The following is a 16,008-nucleotide window of genomic DNA, read 5'->3' as shown; positions in this document are numbered from 1 at the left end:
CATTATCATTATGATAATTTCCCCGCATCGCCTATCAATTAGCTGCCTGCACCCGATAGTCAGGGTGATAATTATCAGCGCGCATCCTGGCATTATTTTAAATACGGCTTCGGCGTACCGGCGTTTATCGTAAAAGAGCCATGCCGTATGTCTAAATAGCATTGTCATGTGCGCTGGTTCACATCTATTTCCCTGTTTTTCGTTATTCCCCCTTAAATACCGCATTGGCACGCTTATTGATTGCTCTTGTTTGACGCTGACCGATGAACTCACCCAATGGCCCTCTTTTCGGTGACCTTGTGAGTGGAAGGGGAGCAATCCATATCTCATCAACAGGGGCTAACGATGAAAGCAGTGAACCAGTTAATCAAAGAGATCAATGAGCTCAAATCCAACCTGCATGAAAAAGACTTCCTGCTGACCTGGGAGCAAACCCCCCAGGAGCTGGCACTGGTGCTCAAGCTGGCCGAGGCCCTCAAGGGGCTGCGCGCCGAAAACATCGCCACCAGGCTGTTCAATACCGGTCTTGGCATCTCGGTGTTTCGTGACAACTCCACCCGCACCCGTTTCTCCTATGCCTCCGCCCTCAATCTGCTCGGCCTCACCCAGCAGGATCTGGACGAGGGCAAATCCCAGATAGCCCACGGCGAGACGGTGCGTGAAACCGCCAACATGATCTCGTTTTGCGCCGATGCCATCGGCATTCGCGATGACATGTACCTGGGGGCCGGCAACGCCTACATGCGTGAAGTGGGCGCGGCACTGGACGAAGGATTCGAGAAGGGGGTGCTGCCCCAGCGCCCGGCCCTGGTCAACCTGCAGTGCGACATTGATCACCCGACCCAGTCCATGGCTGATCTCGCCTGGTTGCAGGAGCACTTCGGCAGCCTGGAAAACCTCAAGGGCAAGAAGATTGCCATGACCTGGGCCTACTCCCCCAGCTACGGCAAGCCGCTCTCCGTGCCGCAGGGCATCATAGGTCTGATGACCCGCTTCGGCATGGAGGTGACCCTGGCCCACCCAGAAGGGTATGACCTGATCCCGGACGTGATCGCGGTAGCCCATGAGAACGCCAAGGCTTCCGGCGGGAGCTTTCGTCAGGTCACCTCCATGGAAGAGGCATTCAAGGACGCGGACATCGTCTATCCCAAGTCCTGGGCACCCTATCAGGTGATGGAGCAGCGCACCGAGCTGCTGCGTGCCAACGATCACGCCGGCCTCAAGGAGCTGGAGCAACATTGCCTGGCGCAGAACGCCAAGCACAAGGATTGGCACTGCACCGAGGAGATGATGGCCCTCACCAAGGGAGGCGAGGCGCTCTATATGCACTGCCTGCCGGCCGATATTTCCGGCGTCTCCTGCAAGGAAGGGGAAGTGAGTGAAGGGGTATTCGAGAAATACCGGATCGCCACATACAAAGAAGCGAGCTGGAAACCCTATATTATCGCCGCCATGATAGTTGCCCGTAAATTCTCTGCACCGGGCGCCGCACTCGAGGGTTTGATCAAAGAGGCGCAGAAGCGCGTCAAATAATGGTTGGGCCGGGCCGGGAATATTTCCCCGCCCGGCCATCATGGCGCAATCATTGTCACGGGTTCTCTCCCCGGGGCTCTTTTTAATCAATGATCCCCGGCGAGATGACTCTCTGTGAGGTATTCATGTCCCAATTCTCCCTGAAGATGGATATTGCCGATAACCGTTTTTTTACCGGTGAATCCCTGCCCCTGTTTTCTCGCGCCGAGGCGCAAAAGGCCCGCGCCTTTCACAAGAAACTGGCCGGTTATGAGCCCACGCCATTGTGTGATTTGAACGCGCTGGCCGCCTATGTCGGGGTGAAAAAAATATTGGTCAAGGACGAGTCACAACGCTTTGGCCTCAACGCCTTCAAGATGCTGGGGGGCGTCTATGCCATCGCCAACCTGCTCTGCGAGAAATACGGGGTGGCGGTGGAGGATTTCACCTTCGATCTCATCAAGGCCACCATCAAGGAACCAATGACCTTCGCCACCACCACGGATGGCAACCACGGGCGCGGCGTCGCCTGGGCCGCAAAACAGGTGGGTCAGCATGCGGTGGTCTACATGCCCAAGGGCTCGGCCCAGGAGCGGGTGGAGCACATTCTGGCGCTGGGGGCCGAGTGCATCGTCACCGACATGAACTATGACGATACCGTGCGCCTGACCATGAAGATGGCCGAGGAGCGCGGCTGGCACATAGTGCAGGACACCGCCTGGGAGGGCTATACCAAGATCCCGACCTGGATCATGCAGGGCTACGCCACCCTGGCCGACGAAGCGGTCGAACAGATGCAGGCCATGGGCATCAGGCAGCCCACCCACGTGCTGCTGCAGGCCGGGGTCGGGGCGCTGGCGGGCGGCGTGCTCGGTTATCTGGTGGACTGCTTCGGCGCGAAAAACCTGCACAGCATAGTCGTCGAGCCGGATCAGGCCGACTGCATCTACCGTTCCGGCGTGGCGGGGGAGATGGTCAACGTGGGGGGCGACATGCGCACCATCATGGCCGGTCTCGCCTGTGGCGAACCCAACCCCCTCGGCTGGCCGGTGCTGCGCGGCTGTACCACCCAATTCATCTCCTGCCACGACAAGGTATCGGCGCTCGGCATGCGGGTGCTCGGCAACCCCCTTGGCGACGATCCTCGCATCATCTCCGGCGAGTCCGGCTCGGTCGGCACCGGCGTGCTGGCGGCGGTGCGCCACCACCCGGATCGCGCGGCGCTGATGACCCGGCTGGGGCTTGATGATCAATCGGTGGTGCTGCTGATCAACACCGAAGGGGACACCGATGTGACCCACTACCGGGAAGTGGTGTGGGAGGGCAAGCACCCCGCCTGCGACTAAGCACGAATTGAAGAACTGACGGTGCTCGCCAGGCGGGCGCCACCCAGCGTACAGGGCGGGAGGTGCACTCCCGCATCCCAGATTGTTTATGGAGAGACACAATGAGCAAGCAGATCCCATTTGAAATGGTGTTGGAGAAGGCCCATCAGTACAAGGCCGAGATGAGTCAGTTCCTGCGCGACATGATTGCCATCCCGAGCGAAAGCTGTGACGAGAAGCGGGTGGTGCTGCGCATCAAGCAGGAGATGGAGAAGGTCGGTTTCGACAGGGTCGAGATAGATCCCATGGGCAATATTCTCGGCTATATCGGCCAGGGACCTCACCTGATCGCCATGGATGCCCACATCGATACCGTCGGGGTCGGCAACCGCGCCAACTGGACCTTCGATCCCTATGAGGGAATGGAGGATCACGAGATCATCGGCGGTCGCGGCGCCTCCGATCAGGAGGGGGGCATGGCCTCCATGGTCTACGCCGGCAAGCTCATCAAGGAGATGGGGCTGGAAGATCAATACACACTGCTGGTGACAGGTACCGTACAGGAGGAGGACTGCGACGGCCTCTGCTGGCAGTACATCATAGAGCAGAGCAAGATCCGCCCAGAGTTTGTGGTCAGTACCGAGCCGACCGACTGCCAGATCTACCGTGGCCACCGTGGCCGCATGGAGATCCGCGTCGAGGTGCAGGGGGTGAGCTGCCACGGCTCGGCGCCGGAGCGCGGTGACAATGCCATCTTCAAGATGGGCCCCATCCTCGGCGAATTGCAGGCGCTCAGCCACAACCTCGGTCATGACGACTTCCTCGGCAAGGGCACATTGACCGTCTCGGAGATCTTCTTCACCTCGCCGAGCCGCTGCGCCGTGGCGGACAGCTGCGCCGTCTCCATCGACCGCCGCCTCACCTGGGGCGAGAGCTGGCAAGGTGCACTCGACGAGATCCGCGCCCTGCCGGCGGTGCAAGCCGCCGGTGCCGAGGTCTCCATGTACCAGTACGACCGTCCGGCCTACACGGACCTGGTCTACCCGACCGAGTGCTACTTCCCGACCTGGAAGGTGGAAGAGGATCACATCACGGTCAAGACCCTCTCCAAGGCCTATCGCGAGCTGTTCAACAAGGAGCCAGTGGTGGACAAGTGGACCTTCTCGACCAACGGCGTCTCCATCATGGGTCGTCACGGTATTCCGGTCATCGGCTTTGGCCCGGGCAAGGAGCCGGAAGCCCACGCCCCGAACGAGAAGACCTGGAAGGAGCATCTGGTCAAGTGCGCCGCCATGTACGCGGTGATCCCCATGCTCTATCTGGCCGAGCTGGACAAGTAAAGGGTCTGCCGGAGGGCGAGCGCTATCGCCGCCCGTCTGTCGCAAGTGCCCCGTCTCCAGTGAGGCGGGGCCTTGGTGTTTGAAGCGATCTGATGTGCGAGGTGGTGGGGATGAAACGGCTTATCAAGAACGGGGTGCTGGTCGATTCGGAAGGGGAATATCGTCAGGATCTGCTGATCGATAACGGGGTGATCCGTGCCCGCGCCGCCGATATTCAGCCCGATGGCGAGACCGAGGTGATCGATGCTGGCGGTTGTTACGTGATGCCGGGCGGCATCGACGTCCACACCCACTTCAACATCGACGTGGGCATGGCCCGCAGTTGCGATGACTTTTTCAGCGGTACCCGTGCCGCCGCCTGTGGTGGCACCACCACCATCGTCGATCACATGGGATTTGGCCCGGCGGGGTGCAATCTGCATCACCAGCTGGCCCGCTATCACGATTACGCCGCCACACAGGCGGTGATCGACTACAGCTTTCACGGCGTGATCCAGCATGTGGATGACGCCATCCTCCACGAAATGGCCGCCATGGTGCAGGAGGAGGGGATCAGCAGCTTCAAGCTCTATCTCACCTATCAGTACAAACTCGGGGACAGCGACGTGCTGCGCGCCCTGACCCGCCTCAAAGAGGTGGGGGCGCTCGCTACCGTCCATCCCGAGAACGATGCCGCCATCGCCGCGCGCCGTGCAGCCCTGTTGGCTGCTGGCCATCATGAACCCTGGTACCACCCGCAAAGCCGCCCGCTGGAGTGCGAGGCGGAGGCGGTGGCCCGGATGATCAATCTGGCGGGTCTCGCGGGCCATGCCCCGCTCTATATCGTCCACCTCTCGAACGGCTTGGGGCTGGAGTACCTCAAGCTGGCGCGCCGTCAGGGTCAGCCGGTCTGGGTGGAGACCTGCCCGCAATATCTGCTGCTGGATGAATCCTGCTACTACCGGCAAAACGGCGTCGACTACCTGCTGAGTCCGCCGCTGCGCTCGCGCAGCGAGCAGGACAAGCTGTGGGTCGGCGTCGCTGCTGGCGACATCGATACGGTGGCGACCGATCACTGCAACTTTTCTCACGTCCAGCGCATGGCACTCTCTGGCGGTGATTTCAGCCGCTGCCCCAATGGCTTGCCCGGGGTCGAGAACCGGATGCTGCTGCTCTTTTCCCACGGGGTGCTGGGCGGGCGTATCTCGCCGTCCCGCTTTGTGGCGCTCACCAGTGCCAACCCGGCGAGGCTGTTTGGCCTCTGGCCGCTCAAGGGCAATCTGCAAGCGGGAACCGATGCCGATTTGGTGATCCTGGATCCCCGTGGCGACACCCTCATTTCCCATCAATACCTGCACGACAACGGCGACTACAGCCCCTATGAGGGGATGCGTTGTCCCGGCCAGCTCAGGATGACCCTGAGCCGCGGCGAGATCGTGGCCCGCGATGGCGAGTTCACGGGACAACGGGGTCATGGTCGGTTTCTATTCCGCTCACCGTTTGATCCTGTACTCAGTTCAGCAGTCCATTTACCACTGAATTTCCCACATCATTCACCTCATCATTTGACGCCGTGTTGAGGTGCGCATCTGCGGACGGCACTGTTTTGTGCCGTTCCCGAACCAACCACTGGGGCCGGTATGACACAGGCTCATCCCCATCACTGGAGATAACAAGATGAAACAGCGTATCGTACTGGCCCTCGGGGGCAACGCTCTGGGCAACAACCTGCCGGAGCAGATGAAGGCGGTGCAGGGCACGGCGCGCACCATCGCCGACCTGATTGCTCAGGGCCACGAAGTGGTGGTGACCCACGGCAACGGCCCGCAGGTGGGGATGATCCAGCAGGCGTTCGAGGTGGCAGCCCGCCACGACGCAAAAGCGCCCCATCTGCCCATGTCGGTCTGCGTGGCTCTGAGCCAGGGCTACATCGGCTATGACCTGCAAAACGCCCTGCGCGAGGCGCTGCTGGATCGCGGCATTCACAAGCCGGTCGCGACTCTGGTGACTCAGGTGGCGGTGGATAAAAACGATCCCGCCTTCCAGGACCCCAGCAAACCCATCGGCGGCTTCTTCAGCAAGGAGGAGGCCGAGGCGCTGATGGCCAAGGGGGAAAGGCTCAAAGAAGATGCCGGTCGCGGCTATCGCCGGGTGGTCGCGTCCCCCAAGCCCATCGACATCATCGAGAAAGAGACTGTTTGTGCCATGCTGGTTGCGGGGCAGGTGGTGATCACGGTCGGGGGCGGCGGTATTCCTGTGCTGCGGGAGGGCAACCATCTGCGCGGTGCCAGCGCGGTGATCGACAAGGATTGGGCCAGCGCCAGGCTGGCGGAGCTGATCGATGCCGACATGCTGATCATCCTCACCGCAGTGGAGAAGGTGGCCATCAACTTCGGCAAGCCCGATGTGCAGTGGCTCGATACCCTGAGCGTGGCTGATGCCAACGGCTTTATCGCCCAGGGTCAGTTCGCCAAAGGCTCCATGTTGCCCAAGGTGGAGGCGGCGCTCTCCTTTGCCAGCTCCATGCCGGGGCGCAAATCCCTCATCACCCTGCTGGAGAAGGCGGCCGAGGGGATCGCCGGCAAGACCGGCACCCTGATCAGCCAGTAGGTGTTGACTTTCCGATTGCTAACAGGGGGCTTTGGGCCCCCTTTGTATTCGCTGGTGAAAGTCGTGGCGGGCAACGGGTTATTCATGGGCAGGGTGCAAGGAGAGGCGTAAGATGGCGCCCCCAAAGAGAAGGTTGAGTGGCGGCATAAGAGGCAACAAGGCAGAGCAATGAGCACAAAGATCAATATGGCAGCGCTGGGAGGCTTGATCCTGCTCACCGCCATCTGGAGTTACAGCTGGATAGTGATGAAGCAGGTGATGCTCTACGCGGGAGCCTTCGAGTTTACCGCCCTGCGCTGCCTGTGTGGATCCCTGGTATTGCTGCTGGTGCAGTGCCTGCGCGGTCGCCAATACCTCAAACCCACCCCGTTTCGCTACACCCTGGCCATCGCCCTGTTCCAGACCTGCGGCATGGTGGGGCTGGCCCAGTGGGCGCTTATCAGCGGCGGGGCGGGCAAGGTGGCCATCCTGAGCTACACCATGCCGTTCTGGGTGGTGATCTTCGCGGCGCTCTTTCTGGGTGAGCGGATGCGCAGGTTGCACTATCTGGCGGTCGGGGTGGCCGCCTGCGGGCTGCTGCTGGTGATAGAGCCCTGGCAGTTGCATCTGGATTCGATGAAGAGCGCGCTGCTGGGGATAGCCTCCGGCATCTGCTGGGGGATCAGCGCCATCATCGCCAAGCGGATGTATGCCCGCCACCCCGGGGTGGATCTCATGTCCCTCACCACCTGGCAGATGATCTACGCAACTGCCGTGATGGCGCTGGTAGCGGCGCTGGTGCCGGAACGTCCCATCGACTGGCAACCCTACGTGTTTGGCGCGCTCGCCTACAGCGCCATCTTCGCCACGGCGCTGGCCTGGAGCCTCTGGCTGTTCGTGCTGAAAAAGCTGCCGGCGGGGATGGCCGGGCTCAGCACCCTGGCGGTGCCGGTAACCGGCGTGCTGCTCTCCTGGTGGCTGCTCGGCGAAAACCCGGGGCCGGTGGAGGGAAGCGGCATCCTGCTTATCGTGCTGGCGCTGTTGGTGATCAGCCGCAAGGGCAAGCGATCCGTGGTGTCTGTCGCGGGGGAAACCCGGATCAAGCACGGCTGAGCCGATTGCAGACAAAGGAATAGCAAAGGGCCCGCCATCATGGTGGGCCCTTTTTTGCCTCTGTGCTGGCTTATCTGCGCTGAGCCAGATGCATCATGGCCTCCAGCACGGCGCCGCCCGTTGATGACGCGAGCCTTGCCGATAGGCTTTATGTTCGCGCTTATCTGCGCTGGGCCAGATGCATCATGGCCTCCAGCACGGCGCCGCCGATGGCGCGGGCCTTGTCGGATACTGTGGTGGGGTCGGCTCGCTCGCCACGCGGGTCGATATCGCCAATCTTGAAGCCGACCGTCACGTCTATGCCATCGCTCAAGAGGCCCCGCACCATGCCCGAGAGCGGTGCAAGAATGGGAGCGTCCCCCACATGGGCGATGAGGTCCCCCTCCTGCACCAGATCGCCGAGCTTGATCAGGCTCTTCATCACCCCGGGGGCGGGGGCGCGCACCACCCGGCGGGCCGAGTGCCCCTCGATAACCCCGGGAATACCGGTATTGGGCTGGGTGGGCCCCTGATAGATGACTCGCCCCAGATGGTGGCCACGGTTGGTTTCAATGACCGCATCGCAGTCGCGTCCCGCCTCGAAGCCCGGGCCGAGCGCCACCGTGATGGGGGCCATCTCCTTGTGGGTGCCGAGGTTCTGCTTGGCCAAAATGGCATCCACCAGATAGCGGGGCTTGAGATCGCTTAAGAATGCGCAGTCGGGATCGACCAGCAGCGGTATGATGCCCAGCTCCAGCTGCTCGAACGCCTGCTCGACGCTCTCTACCCGCTTGGCCCGCACACCCTCGACCGAGGTTTCTCCGTCGAACATCCCCTGGGCAAAGGCAACGGTGCGGCGGATCACGGTGGGCTTGTCGAGATCCAGCATCACCACCTTGAAGCCCGCATTGTGCAACCGCAGCGCCACCCCGGTGGCGATATCACCCGAGCCGCGCATCACCACCAGCCGATCCCGCTTGAGGCGCACATCATCCTGCATCAGGCCGCCTGCCTTGCCGTTTTTCACCTGCAGGAGCTCCGCCAAGATGCTGATGGCGATCTCCTCCGGGGTCTCGGCACCTATGTTGTAGCCGATGGGGGCGTGCAGCCGCTGCAGCTGTTCCTGGCTGACGCCTTGCTGGCGCAGCGCCTGGGTGAAGGTTTGCACCTTGCGCTTGCTGGCGAGCAGCCCCAGGTAGGCGAGGGGACGGGAGATGAGCCGATCCAGCGCCTCCTTGTCCTGATGGTTGGTGGCGATGATGACGAAGTTGGCGGGCTCGATGGCCAGCGCCTCGATCACCGCGCTGATGGTATCGGCCTGTTTGAGATGGGTGCCTGTGGGAAAGAGGTCGGGGTTGAGGCTCCCTTCAAAACAGTCGCCGACATGGATATCAAAGCCCAGCGGCGCCGCCGCATGGGCCAGTGCCCGGTTGACGTGGCCGGCACCGATCAGTACCAGCCTGGGGCGCAGGCCATAGACATCGATATAGACCGACATGGCGCCGCCGCAATCCGAGCCCACCGCATGTTCGCCGTTGCGCACCATACGGCCGTGGAAGATACGGGGCTTGCGCTCGGCAATGGCCGCGACGGCTTCCTCTATCACCAGCCGCTCTATCATGCCGCCGCCTATGGTGCCGAGGATTTGGCCATCGGTCATCACCAGCATCTGGGCCTGATGGCGCGGGGTGGAACCGCGACTCTCGATGATCTGGGCCATGGCAAAGGGGGTGTTCTCCTGCTCCAGCCGGGCTGCGTGTGAAAAAAGATTCATAAGGTACCTCATTTCATCCTTAACGGGTCATGAGCGCGGTGAAGCCACCAGTTCGCCATCCTGAGGGGCCTGGCTCACCACATGACGAATGGCGATGGGCTCGCGTACTGCTCCCTGCCAGATGGCGTGGAGCTCGGGGTGCCGGGCCAGCAGGGTTATCAATGGCGGCTGCCATGACGCCTCATTTTGATAATCGCCATTGATAAACCAGATCCGGCGGGCCCTGGCCGGGGTGCCCTTGAACATTCCCTGCGGGTGGGAAAGCAGCCGGTCAAACAGCGCCCAATCCAGCGGCTCACCGGCCTCTATCCCGCACAGGGACTGGAGCTCGGCCCAGCGGTGGATCTGCTGTGGGTCGGCCTTGGCCCCCACCATGGCGCCGCCCACCAGAGCGATCACCCAATCACTCTGGTGTGGAATGCAAGGTTCGTGCAAAGCGGGCACTTTCAATAACTTGTGATGGGCGCCGTCTGCCTCCACCAGGATGAGATCGAAGCGCTGCTGCCCCTTGATGAGATCGATCTGCTGGGCGCGGGGCCCCACCGCCTTGCCGCTGGTCCGATCGAGATGGCTGAACAGGGCGACCAGGGTGGGGCCATCGGGCACTTGCTGGCAGCGGGTGAGCTGGCGGACGGGATCGGCTTCCAGGATCAATTCCCGATAGTGTGACTGGGCTGGCAGAAACATCCGGGTAGTGGTGGTAACTAACACCCTTTTGCCCTGCCGATAAAAATATTCCGCCAGCCAGAACAGGGTGCTGGTTTTACCGCCTGCGCCGCAGAGGCTAATTAAGGTGGTACGGCTATCTATATTTTCGGTGAGCGGGTTTAATAGCGTATCAATATCGGGAAAGGCACGCTGGACAGGGGGTGAAATGGGCATGGCAACGACCGATTCAAATAAGGGCGCAGGCAGTGAACAGCACTGTCATTCCAGAGCGAGATGTGACTGCATAATAACGGCAGCCGGTCTCTCGTCACGAATGGGCGCGTGGAAACTGATGCTACCGTATCGCCAGAGCACGATTCTTGATGAGAGTCTCAAAAATGCCCTCGCTTTCTGTGACCGGATTATTCTGGTGGTGGGGCATCGTGGGGACGAGCTGATGGCGCGCTATGCAGGCAGACCCGAGATCCTGCTGGTGGAAAACCATGATTATGCACAGGGGCTCGGCAGCTCCATCCGACTGGCACTGGCGGCCAGCAGCAGCGACTACCTCTTCATCTCCCACGGCGATCTGCCCTGCATCCCACTCGATGTCTACCAGACACTCTGGCAGGCACGGGGCCCCCACACACTTTTCCCCCGTTATCGGGGTGAGTCAGGGCACCCGGTGTTGCTGCCATCATCGCTTGGCAAGGCGCTGGCCGAGGCACCGGTACAAGGCTCCATCCGCCGCTGGCTGATGGCACATCCCCATCGCTTCGCCGAGGTGCACAGTGACGCCATCCTGCTGGATGTGGACACCCCAGAACGTTATCAGGCGCTGTTGCGGGCAGACGGCGCTGGCTGAGCCTGACTGTTGGCGAGTGCATAATTATTAAAATAGGAGCCAGAGAAAACACGGCATTCTGGCCGACATTATCACCTCTTGTGGCCTGATAACGGCAGGTGCAACGAGATTATCAAACTGATATTCACCCCCACCAACGAGAGACTTTCTCAGCGTCTATCGCTATTGCAACGTTATTAATGCGCGTTATTGATAGCCGCTCTCATCCCCGAGACAGTTATTGCCTGTCGATATTTCATTAATTCGAGGTGCCTCACGCTTTTACACTCACAAATGTAAATGCGCCAGCACTGGCCTGATTGTTGCTCTTGTCAGTTTCAAGGGGCTTTTTATGAATAGTTGTGGATGGGCCCCATTTATTCACCCTGTCAATGAGCAGTGCCGCTGCAAGGAGATCAATATGGGCGATATTATGCGACCCGTTCCGTTCAAGAACCTGCTGACCCGTATTTTCGCGGAATATAAAGAGAGTCAGAGCATTTTCGGTATTCCCGCCGCGCAATTCTATCGCAAGCAGGACGAGCGCAAGATCAAGGTGTTCGGTGAAACCTGCGAAACTCCCATCGGCCCGGCAGCCGGCCCCCATACCCAGCTGGCCCAGAACATCGTCACCTCCTGGTTGACTGGCGGGCGCTTTATCGAGCTCAAGACGGTGCAGATCCTGGACCGTCTCGAACTGGCAAAGCCCTGCATCGATGCCGAGGATGAGTGCTTCAACACCGAGTGGTCCACCGAGTTCACCCTGCCCAAGGCGTTTGATGAGTACCTCAAAGCCTGGTTTGCCCTCTATCTGCTGGAAGAGGTGTTCGACCCCCGCCAGGGCGACGAGGCCAAGTCCTTCATCTTCAACATGAGCGTGGGCTACAACCTTGATGGCATCAAACAGCCACCGATGCAGCAGTTCATCCACAGCCTGATGGATGCCGGCAGCAGTCCAAAATTTGCCGAGTACCAGCAAGTGCTGCGTGAGCTGGTGGCCGATGAGCAGTTTATCGCCGAGCTGGGACTGGGGGCGCGACGCGATCGCCTGCAACAGCTGGTGGCGAGCATCCCGGCCAAGCTGGTGCACGGCGTCACCCTCTCCACCATGCACGGTTGCCCGCCCAACGAAATTGAGGCCATCTGCCGCTACATGCTGGAAGATAAGGGACTCAACACCTTCGTCAAACTGAACCCGACCCTGCTGGGCTACTCGCGGGTGCGCGAGATCCTCGACACCTGCGGTTTTGATTACATTGGTCTGAGCGAAGCGTCGTTCGATCACGACCTCAAGCTGGATCAGGCCAAGGGGATGCTGGTTCGCCTGATGGCGCTGGGGGCCGAGAAGGGGCTCACCTTCGGGGTCAAACTCACCAACACGCTCGGCACCATCAACCGCAAGGGGGCGCTGCCGGGGGATGAGATGTATATGTCCGGCCGTGCGCTGTTCCCGCTCTCCATCAACGTAGCCGCCGTGCTGTCACGCGCCTTCGATGGCAAGCTGCCCATCTCCTACTCGGGCGGTGCCAGCAAGTTCAACATCGCCGATATCTTCGAGACCGGTATTCGCCCCATCACCATGGCCACCGACCTGCTCAAGCCGGGTGGCTACCTGCGCCAGGCTGAGTGCCTCAAAGAGATCGACGCCTCCGATAGCTGGGGCATGAGTCAGGTGGATGTCGAGAAGCTGGAGGCGCTTGCCGCCAAGGCGCTCACCATGGATTACACCCAGAAGGAGTGGAAGTCCGAGGATCGCATCGAAGTGGGCGGCGGTCTGCCGATGACCGACTGCTACGTGGCACCCTGTGTCACTGCCTGCGCCGTGCATCAGGATATCCCCGAGTACATTCGCCTGATGGGCGAGGGGGAGTATGTGGCAGCCCTCGAGCTGATTTATCAGCGCAACGCCTTGCCCGCCATCACAGGCCATATCTGCGATCACCAGTGCCAGTACAACTGCACTCGTCTGGATTACGACAGCCCGCTCAATATCCGCGAGCTGAAAAAAGTGGCGCTGGAGCGGGGCTGGGAAGGGTACAAGGCGCGCTGGCACAAGCCGGCAGGCAGCGGTGACAAGCACCCGGTTGCCGTCATTGGCGCCGGCCCGGCTGGTCTCTCCGCCGGTTACTTCCTGGCCCGCGCCGGTCACCCGGTCACCGTGTTCGAGCGTGAAGCCGATGCCGGTGGCGTGGTCAAACACATCATCCCCGAGTTCCGCATCCCTGCCGAGCTTATCCAGCACGACATCGACTTTGTCGCCGCCCACGGGGTCAAGTTCGAGTTTGGCTGCGATCCGGCGCTCACCGTCGACAAGCTGCACGCTCAGGGCTTTACCTATGTCTTCGTTGGTATCGGTGCCGACAAGAACGGCGGCATGCGTCTCGAAGGGGGTCATGATCGGGTCTACAAGTCTTTTAACTTCCTGCGTAGCTTCAATCAGGGCAAACCGCTGCCGCTGGGCCGCCATGTCGCCGTGATCGGGGCGGGCAACACCGCCATGGATTGCGCCCGCGCCGCCCTCAAGGTGCCGGGTGTCAGCGATGTGACCGTGATCTACCGTCGCAGCGAGAAAGAGATGCCCGCCTATCGCGAGGAGTATCTGGAAGCGGTGGAAGACGGGGTGCGTTTTTGCTTCCTCACCAATCCGGAACGCTTTGACAAAGATGGCAAGCTTGTCGTGCGGATGATGGCGCTGGGGGATCCTGACGAGCAGGGCCGCCGCCGTCCGGTGCCCACCGAGCAGACCGAAGTGATGCAGATGGATGCCTTGATCACCGCCATCGGCGAGCAGCCTGATTGCGAGGTGCTCAAAGCGATGGGGATTCCCCTTGGCAGCGATGGCTGGCCCGAGGTGGATAGCCAGAGCGGCGAAACCAGTCGTCGCAACGTCTTCCTCATCGGTGACGTGCAGAGCGGCCCGTCCTCCATCGTCGGTGCCATCGGCGGTGCCCGCCGCGCCGCGGATCGGGTGCTCTCTCGCGAGCATATCGCTGGCAGTCAAGCCGAGGTGTCAATCCAGCCGTCGGGCAAGGATGAGATCTACCGTCGCAAGGGAAACATCGCCGTCACCCTGGTCGACAAGGGCGAGCGGGAGGCCTTCGTGGCGCAAGAGGCGCACCGTTGCCTCGAGTGCAACTACCTCTGCAGCAAGTGCGTGGATGTCTGCCCCAATCGGGCCAACGTCGCCATCGCTGTGCCGGGCTTCAAGGACCAGTTCCAGACCCTGCACCTGGATGCCTACTGCAACGAGTGCGGCAACTGTGCCCAGTTCTGCCCGTGGCAGGGCAAACCCTATCAGGACAAGGTCACCGTCTTCAGCCTGCCCGAGGATTTCGACAACAGCCGCAACCCCGGTTTCTATCTGGCCCAGACCGGCGAAGGGTGTGGTGAGCTGCGGGTGCGTCAGGATGGCGAGACCTATCGCCTGACCATAGACGCCCAGAGCCGGATCAAGGATGCCCCCGAGGTGCTCGCAGACATGTGCCGCATCATCAACCATGTCCATGCTCATCACCACTACCTGCTGGGGGCCGTCGAGGCCTGAGCGAACAACGAATAAGCGAAGGAGCACACCATGTTTATTCTGAAGAACGTCACCGCTGTCCAGCTGGAGCCGACCCGGGTACTGGAAGGGGTGGATATCGCCATCGAAGGCACCCTTATCAAAGCGGTGGGGCCCAATCTGCGGGCCCTCTACCCGGAAGCCAGCTATCGGGAGATGGGAGGCAAGCTGGTGATGCCGGGCATCGTCTGTGCCCACAACCACTTCTACTCCGGCCTGTCGCGGGGGATCATGGCCAACATCGCCCCCTGCCCGGACTTTATCTCCACCCTGAAGAACCTCTGGTGGCGCCTCGATCGGGCGCTCGATGAGGAGTCGCTCTACTACAGCGGTCTCATCTGCTCGCTGGAGGCGATCAAGAGCGGTTGCAGCGCGGTGATCGATCACCACGCCTCGCCCAACTACATCAAGGGCTCGTTGAATGTATTGCGCAAAGGGTTTGTGGAGGCGGGTCTGCGCGGCATGACCTGCTTCGAGACCACGGATCGCAACGGCGGCCTCGCCGAGCTGCAGGCCGGGGTGGAGGAGAATATCCTGTTTGCCCAACAGATCGATGCCGCCAAGGCCAAGGGGAACGAACCTTATCTGGTGGAAGCGCACATCGGCGCCCACGCCCCCTTCACCGTGCCCGACGAGGGGCTGGCCATGCTGCGCGAAGCGGTGCAGGTCACCGGTCGCGGTTTGCATATCCATGTGGCGGAAGATAGATACGACATGGCTCACGGCCACCACCACCATGGCAAGGAGCCCATTGCCCGGTTGGACGAGTTTGGCCTGATCGACAGCAAGTCGCTTGTCGCCCACGGTATCTACCTGAGCCCGGCCGACATCGAGCTGCTCAACAGCCGCGATGCCTTCCTGGTGCACAACGCCCGCTCCAACATGAACAACCACGTGGGCTACAACATGCACTTGCCTGAGTACCGCAATCTGGCGCTCGGCACCGACGGTATCGGCTCCGACATGCTCGAAGAGCTCAAGTTCGCCTACTTCAAGCACAAGGATGCCGGTGGCGCCCTGTGGCCAGACAGCTTTGCCCGCTTCCTGTGGAACGGCAACACATTGCTGGAGCGCAACTTCGGCGCCAAATTTGGCCGCCTGGAGCCGGGTTACAAGGCCGACCTCACCATCTGCGATTATGACTCACCGACCCCGTTGGCGCCGCGCAACCTCGGCGGCCATCTCGCCTTCGGTATGGGATCTGCCAGCGTCAACAGCGTGATGGTGGAGGGGCGCATGGTCTATCAGGATCGCGAGTTCCCGTTTGATGTCGCGCCCATTTATCAGCAGGCCAGCAAGGTGGCGAGCCGCCTGTGGCAACGGATGGATCAGCTGGCCTAAGG

The 16,008-nt window shown here is 61.2% G+C and carries 11 protein-coding genes; 9 read left to right on the top strand and 2 right to left on the bottom strand.

Annotated features, from left to right (window positions below; all coding sequences use genetic code 11):
* Nucleotides 1-345 precede the first annotated feature (345 nt).
* The 6 genes from ygeW to ACW5XD_RS03360 all read left to right on the top strand — a co-directional run bounded on the left by ygeW (nt 346) and on the right by ACW5XD_RS03360 (nt 7,858).
* Entirely contained in the window at nt 346-1,533 is a 1,188-nt protein-coding gene (gene ygeW / locus ACW5XD_RS03385) for a knotted carbamoyltransferase YgeW (protein ID WP_456493638.1), read from the top strand.
* 125 nt (nt 1,534-1,658) lie between these two features.
* Complete coding sequence (gene dpaL / locus ACW5XD_RS03380; protein ID WP_456493637.1) at nt 1,659-2,858, top strand: diaminopropionate ammonia-lyase; 1,200 nt, start codon at nt 1,659-1,661, stop codon at nt 2,856-2,858.
* A gap of 101 nt (nt 2,859-2,959) precedes the next feature.
* Nucleotides 2,960-4,177, top strand: coding sequence for a YgeY family selenium metabolism-linked hydrolase (locus ACW5XD_RS03375; protein ID WP_456493636.1), 1,218 nt, complete (start codon nt 2,960-2,962; stop codon nt 4,175-4,177).
* A 110-nt stretch (nt 4,178-4,287) separates the two neighbouring features.
* Nucleotides 4,288-5,736, top strand: a complete 1,449-nt coding sequence (hydA, locus tag ACW5XD_RS03370) for a dihydropyrimidinase (protein WP_456493635.1) — start codon at nt 4,288-4,290, stop codon at nt 5,734-5,736.
* 97 nt (nt 5,737-5,833) lie between these two features.
* Nucleotides 5,834-6,766: a carbamate kinase gene (gene arcC, locus ACW5XD_RS03365; RefSeq protein ID WP_456493634.1), complete on the top strand. Its 933-nt coding sequence runs from the start codon at nt 5,834-5,836 to the stop codon at nt 6,764-6,766.
* 168 nt (nt 6,767-6,934) lie between these two features.
* Entirely contained in the window at nt 6,935-7,858 is a 924-nt protein-coding gene (locus ACW5XD_RS03360; protein ID WP_456493633.1) for a DMT family transporter, read from the top strand.
* Between the two features lie 160 nt (nt 7,859-8,018).
* Here ACW5XD_RS03360 and yqeB read toward each other — a convergent pair whose 3' ends face one another.
* Together yqeB and yqeC are read right to left on the bottom strand one after the other, a co-directional pair.
* Nucleotides 8,019-9,611 (bottom strand): selenium-dependent molybdenum cofactor biosynthesis protein YqeB, encoded by a 1,593-nt coding sequence (gene yqeB, locus ACW5XD_RS03355; protein ID WP_456493632.1) that lies wholly within the window; start codon nt 9,609-9,611, stop codon nt 8,019-8,021.
* Between the two features lie 27 nt (nt 9,612-9,638).
* Entirely contained in the window at nt 9,639-10,493 is an 855-nt protein-coding gene (yqeC, locus tag ACW5XD_RS03350; RefSeq protein ID WP_456493631.1) for a selenium cofactor biosynthesis protein YqeC, read from the bottom strand.
* On the opposite strand from yqeC, the gene mocA reads away from it, so the two are divergent.
* The 3 genes from mocA to ssnA all read left to right on the top strand — a co-directional run bounded on the left by mocA (nt 10,486) and on the right by ssnA (nt 16,006).
* A complete protein-coding gene (mocA, locus tag ACW5XD_RS03345; protein ID WP_456493630.1) occupies nt 10,486-11,124 on the top strand; it encodes a molybdenum cofactor cytidylyltransferase in 639 nt (212 codons plus the stop codon). The genes yqeC and mocA overlap by 8 nt on opposite strands.
* A 400-nt stretch (nt 11,125-11,524) precedes the next feature.
* Nucleotides 11,525-14,647 (top strand): putative selenate reductase subunit YgfK, encoded by a 3,123-nt coding sequence (gene ygfK / locus ACW5XD_RS03340; RefSeq protein WP_456493629.1) that lies wholly within the window; start codon nt 11,525-11,527, stop codon nt 14,645-14,647.
* Between the two features lie 30 nt (nt 14,648-14,677).
* Nucleotides 14,678-16,006 (top strand): putative aminohydrolase SsnA, encoded by a 1,329-nt coding sequence (gene ssnA, locus ACW5XD_RS03335; RefSeq protein WP_456493628.1) that lies wholly within the window; start codon nt 14,678-14,680, stop codon nt 16,004-16,006.
* Nucleotides 16,007-16,008: the final 2 nt, after the last annotated feature.

The sequence above is a fragment of the Aeromonas enterica genome, from assembly GCF_054052465.1.
This window is presented reverse-complemented; position numbering and strand designations above follow the sequence as displayed.